This is a genomic window from Glutamicibacter sp. BW77 (assembly GCF_002332285.1).
In the GTDB taxonomy this organism is placed as follows: Bacteria; Actinomycetota; Actinomycetes; order Actinomycetales; family Micrococcaceae; genus Glutamicibacter; species Glutamicibacter bergerei.
The window spans coordinates 40957-47494 of the sequence record NZ_NRGT01000071.1; the positions used below are offsets into that span (position 1 = coordinate 40957).

Genomic DNA, 6538 nt, shown 5'->3' on the forward strand with positions numbered 1-6538 from the left:
AAACACTTACGCTTGTTTTTCAGCGTAAAACTATTTGCGCTTTCGCTTCTTCTCCACGATCTCGGTATCGAGAATATCTGGGTCATCTAACTCCCGTTGTCCCGCTGAGATGGTATCGATTCCTTCGAAGGCCACCGCTGCGTTTTCAATGACCTTCTTGGCAAGATAACGGTTGCCTGCTCCGCCGATTACCGCTCCGATGCCAAAGGGAACCAGACGTCCGAGCATACTCGCGCCCTGGGTACCGACCATCTTGCGGATGAATTTTTTCTGCAGGCTCTTCTGCGCCGTTGCCACCAGACTAGCGGGTTTATGAGATCCAAAAGATCGCGCCCAGCCCTGCACCGGTCCAGAGCCTCGTCCCGCCGCTTGACTTGTCAATGCGGAGATCATCGAGCTGCCTTCTTCACCCATCAGTACGCCCATGACCAGCAAACGAGACCTGTCGGGGTCATCAATGGCGATACCGTGCAGCTCTGCCAAAGACTGCGCATAGAGCGCAGAGGCTTCTAAGAACCCAAGGGTGGCAGCCAAAGAAAGCCCAAGCGCCACCGCGGTACCAACCGCTGGTACGGCAGCTGTACCGCCGACGGCAGCACCTGAACCTGTAACCACTACTAGATAGTCGCGCTCAACGGTCTTTGCCAGCTCCGCGGCTGAGGCCTGCGGATTTTTGGCGCGTAGCCGCTTGAGGTATGCCAGCACCAAGGGTCTTTGCACACCAACGCCCCGCATGATGGCGTCTTGAACGGCCGAGCGCGGTTTGCCGCTCGAATCAATAAATGTCATCGAAATGGGATCTTTGCTCATGATGTACCCAGACTAATGGCTCGAGCCTGATAGTTCCCGAGAAAATGCCGGATTTTCACCGCAAAATTATTGAATCTCTAATCCTGCAGATTTTTCCCTTGAATCGTCTGGACCGCGGTGCAAGAGTTGGTTTATGAAGAATGCACAGGCCAAACGCTACAATCAGGCACTAGATAAGGCTGGAATGGGTGAACGCCCGTTGGCCTTGCTCGATTTAGAAGCGTTTGATAATAACCTGATCGCCCTACGCGAACGGGCGCAAAACCTACCTATCCGGGTGGCTTCCAAGTCCCTCAGGGTGCGTTGTGCACTAGACCGAGTTCTGGAGCAACCTGGATTTAAAGGTATTTTATGCTTCACGCTTGCCGAGGCCCTCTGGTTAGCAAGCCACGGCTACAAGGACTTGGTTGTGGCCTACCCGCAGGCAGACCCAGCGGCCATCAGCAGATGGGCAACTAGCGAACAAGCACGACAAGAGATCACGGTAATGATCGACGATACCGACCAATTAGACTTGATCGACAAGATCGCCGTGGGGCATCAGGAATTGAAGGTAGCTCTAGAACTTGATGCTTCCTACTACCCAACAGCTACTTTCCGATTGGGCGCTGCTCGTTCGCCGTTACACGATCCCCAGGACGTGGCAGCGTTGGCTCAGCAGGTAGTTAAGCGTAAGGGTTTTAAAGTTGATGGACTCATGGGCTACGAATCGCAGATCGCTTCGGTTCCCGATGGCGGTTTGGGACTCAAAGCTCTGCTCGCTCGCAACATCCGTAAACGCAGCGCTGCTGAACTGGCCGAACGTCGAGGGGAAACGATCAGGCTGGTCAACGAGGTGACGAACCTCCGGTTCGTTAACGCCGGGGGCACCGGTTCCCTTGAAACTACCGCGCGAGAGAACGCGATTACCGAAGTGGCTGCCGGCTCTGGACTCTTCGCCCCGGCGCTGTTTGATTCCTTTAGATACTTTCGGCCCACCCCCGCCCTATATTTAGGCTTTAGTGTCGTACGTCGTCCCGAACCCGATGTCGTCACCATTCTTGGTGGCGGCTGGGTTGCTTCCGGGCCAGCGGGCAAGAGCCGGTTGCCACAGATTGCCTGGCCTAAGAAACTGAAGTATCTGCAGATGGAAGCCGCTGGCGAGGTGCAGACCCCCTTGAAGGGAGCGGCCGCCAGTAAACTCAAGATTGGCGACACGATCTGGTTACGTCACGCCAAAGCCGGGGAACCGGCCGAACGGGTCAATCGGCTAGCGGTGTATTCAAAGGGACAGATAGTCGATGACTGGCCTACCTACCGTGGCGAGGGAAAGGCTTTCTTGTGAGGCGCTTCGCCAACTTTTCACGGACCGTCACCGCGACTCCGGCCCAGTGGCATAGCATCTCAGATCCGGGGCAGCTTCCGCAGATTTTTAGCGCTGCCGCGGATCAAGGATTGACGGTGCGTACCGTCGGCGCCGGGCATTCTTTTACTCCATTGGTGCAAACCAACGGAGTACTAGTGAGTCTTGACGGTTTTCAAGGAATCGAAGAAGTCGACGCATTCACCCATGAAGTCACCTTCCGGGCTGGTACCCGTTTATGGCAGATTCCACGGCTACTTGAACCATTTAATCTGGCTCTCGAAAACATGGGCGACATCGATCGGCAATCCGTTGCTGGTGCTATTAGCACCTCAACGCACGGGACTGGTCTTGGTTTCACTGGTTTTAGTGGTGCCGTCACCGGGATTCGTATCATGCTCGCCGATGGGACTCATCAGCGAGCATCAGCGACGGAAAACCCCGAACTTTTTCACGCCACCAGAGTAAGCCTTGGCGCGCTGGGTGTGATCACACATGTCAGGTTGCGTTGTGTCCCGCATTTCTTATTGCACGCGGTAGAGCGGGTGGAAGACATCGAGCAGATAGCACAAAACTTTATCGACCGTTCCAAACAGAACGACCACGTGGAATTTTTCTGGTTCCCCGGCACCAAGCGGGCGATTGTCAAAACTAATACACGGTTAGCAGCGGGCAGTAGCCTACCAAGAATGAATTCGTTCTCCAGATGGGTCAACGATGAGCTGGTCTCAAATGGTGCCTTGCAAGGAATTAGCACCCTCGGCGCATTACGCCCGCAGTGGATCCCGAAGCTGAACCGCCTAGCTACCTCTGTACTTTCAAATAGGGAGTACACCGACCGCTGGGACAAGGTGTTCACCTCGCCCCGACGCGTTCGTTTCACCGAAATGGAATACGCTATTCCACTGGAGAACTTCACCTCGGCTTTCGCTCAACTGCGCTCGTATTTGGATAGTGTTCCCGCTCAGGTGGTGTTTCCCGTAGAGGTTCGAACAGCGGCCGCAGACGACACCTGGTTAGGCACCGCCAGCGGACGAAACAGCGTATACATTGCAGTGCATCAATATATCCATGATGACGTTCCACAGTACTTTCCTGAGGTGGAGAAGATACTGCGCGAGTTTGACGGGCGCCCCCACTGGGGCAAAGAACATTCTCTGGGCGCAGCAGATTTATCTGCGTGCTATCCGCGTTTTGGTGATTTTCAAACTGTACGTACTGCAGTTGACCCTAGAGGTTTATTCCTCAACAAGTATCTTAGACGCCTGCTAATGGGCGAAGCCTAGAACTGAACGTCGGTCCAAATTAGTGCAGGGTCAGGATTATTAAGCTGAGGTGGGCCGTCCACGGATTGAGCCTGTGCCGGCTCCCGGTCGCCAATATGCCCCTGCCCAAGTACTTGCCAAGCAGAGTTTGGAACAAGGTAATTTCCCGAATCGCTGATGGCGTCCGGACGGTTTATCTGTTTCAGTAAACCATCACGAGCAGTCAATGAGGATGGCTGCTGACCTAGTACTCCGGCGACAATGTACGGGGCATTCCCAACACCATCGATTTTCTTGGACTGGTCGTCGCGCAGGTACTTTTTGCCATTTAGGTAATCGTCAACCACACGCAGTTGGTCCAGTTCTCGTGATTCGGCGAATGAGTATCCAGCGAAGTTGTCGTCGGTTTGGACCGCGATCAGATGTACCTGTTTTCCACGATACTCAATGGGAATATCCCAGAGCCCGCTACTCATTACAGGAATTGATGCTGCCAACGCCCCGCTGAGCCCAGAGTCATCAAGACGACTCTCGGGCATTTGGTCCCATTTGAATTCCGAGACGCTGGTGACCTGGTCAGGGGTGATCTGATATTTGGAGAGCACTACGACGGATCCTTGGCCCTCAAAATCCGCTTGCCCCCAAGCATCCTCGGGGCCACCAACAATTCGATCCCCATTCAGGTCTGCTCCGCTGGGCTTACCCTTGGACCCCACACCTAAGTACACGTAGTCGTACTCGACATCCGCACGCGCATCATCCGGGTTATTAAGATAGCGATCTTGGAATACTTCGACGGCCTGCTCATTTGCGTCCATACCGGTCAAGACCACAACATCAGCATTGGCTGCGGTGATACTATCCGCCGCTAGCGCCGCTTGCCTATCATCGCCTTGTAAGAGGTCGGTGGCTAGTTGCCCGTCGATTTCGCGGGAAATCTGCGTATCGACGGTCGCGATGCGCAGCGATGTCTCTGAGGGTTCTTGACTCGGCGCAGGGCGCGGATCTTGCGCTTCCCAGGGGGCGGCAATTGCGCCAGCGGCGGGAAGCAGTAAAAGCGCTCCCAAACCTAGGCTTACCGTTCCTGCTAAAACTTTGCGCACTCTGCCACCCTACGCCGGATCAGTACTACTTTTCCAGCATCTTAATCGGATTGTGATGACTGCGCCGCGGCGGCTTTGGCGTTAGCCTCCAGCACTTCTTCCATATAAGGTGCCCGAACGTTCGGTGAGATGCGCGCATCCACCAGACAAATGCCCTTCGATCCGTGCTGTACCCACTGTTGAACCTTTGCAAGATCAGCCACGGATTGCACCCGGATACCAGTGGCTCCTACCGCGCTAGCCAGTGCCGCAAAGTCGACGGTTGGAATGAGCATGGGGTCCTCGTGAAGACCAATTGAGCCATACTGGTGAACTTCTGCACCATAGGCGGAATCGTTGTAGATGACGATGACGCCACTGCTAATAGTGCGGACTATCGACTCCAGATCTGCCAGTCCCATCAAGAATCCCCCGTCCCCGGCGGCCAGCACTACGGTACGTCCCTCGGCCGCGACTCCGGCTCCCACCATCGAAGCAATGCCTAGACCAATTGACTGATAAGCGGTACCAACACAGGTCAACGACCTAGCGCCCGTAGTTGACCAGTACATGGGTCCCCAACCAATGAAGTGTCCCCCATCTTGCACCAGCACCCGGTTTGGGGGAAGAATTTTCTCCAGTTCACTAGCTACGCGGCGTGGATCAAGTAGGCCATCGGCGGCAAGCTCATCACCTAGAGGGCGGGCGCGCACCAAGCTAAGGTCTACCGAGGAAGCCCATGCAGATTTCTGGCCGTCGTAGCAATCAAGCAAGCCACGGATTGCTGCCCTGATATCCCCTGTGGCGAAGTAATCCACGCGGGAATTTGTTGCGGTGGCTGCTAAATCAATTTGCACCACCTTCGCCTGCGCATTAATTAGCTCTCCAAAGCGCATGGTGAATTGGTTCAGTCCCGCGCCAAGTACCAGCACGGCATCAGACTGCGCAATGATTTGCGCGTTTCGTTCCGTGGAAAAACCTCCGGTAATACCCAGATCATAGGGGTAGTCCAGCAGATCTCGGGCCAGCAAGGTTCCGGAGGTCGTAGCGCCCAGACACTTGGCAAGTTCAGTGATCTCGGCGGCAGCCTCGATGGCTCCGCGACCATAAAGAATGTGCGGACGCTGGGCTCCAGCCAAGATTTCGGTGATGGCGCTGATCTGCGAGATGTTCAGTTCTGGTGCTGGAGGGGTGCTACGCAGGGATGCAAAATCTGGCAATTCACCTTCGAGGCTTGATACCGGTGCGAGATCATACGGGATGGCAAGAACCACGGGAATTTGCTCGCGTAGTGCGTGAGCGGCGGCCTTTAGTGCGGTGGCACCCGGAGTATGGCGATCCACCACGTAGCGTACTGCTCGGACTCCTGCGTCGATGGCCGCCTGATCAATATCCCACGCGCGCAGACCCGTGGTTGGCGCATCTCCGGTGACAAGCAGCAACGGGGTGCGCGCTGCGGCGGCCTCCGCTAGCGCGGTGACGGCATTGCTGTAGCCCGCGCCGTAGGTGGTCGAAGCAATCGCCAGACGATTGGAAATTCGGAAGTAGGCATCTGCCGCGGAAACCGTTGCAGATTCGTGGCGTACCGCGGTGTAATCAAAGCCGGCACGAACTGCGGCGTCGAGGAAGTGTGCGTTGCCGTTGCCCATGAGACCAAAAATCTGTGGCGCAATTGGCTTAAGGGCATGGGCGATGGCAGCTGAAACGCTGGACATAATGGACTCTTTTCCTAAAAAGGAGTTGAAGAAAATTCCATATATGTCTGCCGTTACCGGTTGTTATTAGCAACGGGTATCGCCCCTTTTGAGAGCGCCGGAACCTTTTTGAGGCGGTCCCTGACAGGTATAAGAATAAGGTACAAATCCTTGATCGCGCTAGCTCGAGATCATTTTGAGAGTTCCTCATCTTTAAGCCGACGTGAAATATCGGCTTCCAAATCAACAATATTCGAACCGTTTACCCAACGCCTTAGCCGTACCAAGACCATCACGAGCAGAAAGGCGGTTAGCATTTTATCGGCTATGGCGGTCACAGTTCAA

5 protein-coding genes are annotated in these 6538 nt (G+C 55.1%); 2 read left to right on the forward strand and 3 right to left on the reverse strand.

What is annotated here, in order from left to right:
- Positions 1-30 precede the first annotated feature (30 nt).
- Positions 31-810 carry a hypothetical protein gene (locus tag CIK74_RS12295; RefSeq protein WP_096256505.1) on the reverse strand — a complete coding sequence of 260 codons (780 nt, stop codon included), beginning with the start codon at positions 808-810 and terminating at the stop codon, positions 31-33.
- Positions 811-943: 133 nt separating this feature from the next.
- Here CIK74_RS12295 and CIK74_RS12300 point away from each other — a divergent pair, with 133 nt between their 5' ends.
- Both CIK74_RS12300 and CIK74_RS12305 read left to right on the forward strand, forming a co-directional pair.
- Positions 944-2134 (forward strand): alanine racemase, encoded by a 1191-nt coding sequence (locus CIK74_RS12300; protein ID WP_096256506.1) that lies wholly within the window; start codon positions 944-946, stop codon positions 2132-2134.
- Positions 2131-3438 (forward strand): D-arabinono-1,4-lactone oxidase, encoded by a 1308-nt coding sequence (locus CIK74_RS12305; protein ID WP_096256507.1) that lies wholly within the window; start codon positions 2131-2133, stop codon positions 3436-3438. Before CIK74_RS12300 ends, CIK74_RS12305 begins: the two co-directional genes overlap by 4 nt.
- On the opposite strand, the gene CIK74_RS12310 is transcribed toward CIK74_RS12305, so the two are convergent.
- Positions 3435-4520 carry an endonuclease/exonuclease/phosphatase family protein gene (locus CIK74_RS12310; protein ID WP_141392946.1) on the reverse strand — a complete coding sequence of 362 codons (1086 nt, stop codon included), beginning with the start codon at positions 4518-4520 and terminating at the stop codon, positions 3435-3437. The two genes, CIK74_RS12305 and CIK74_RS12310, sit on opposite strands and share 4 nt — an antisense overlap.
- Positions 4521-4561: 41 nt before the next feature.
- Positions 4562-6214, reverse strand: a complete 1653-nt coding sequence (locus tag CIK74_RS12315) for a thiamine pyrophosphate-binding protein (RefSeq protein ID WP_096256509.1) — start codon at positions 6212-6214, stop codon at positions 4562-4564.
- Between the last annotated feature and the right edge of the window lie 324 nt (positions 6215-6538).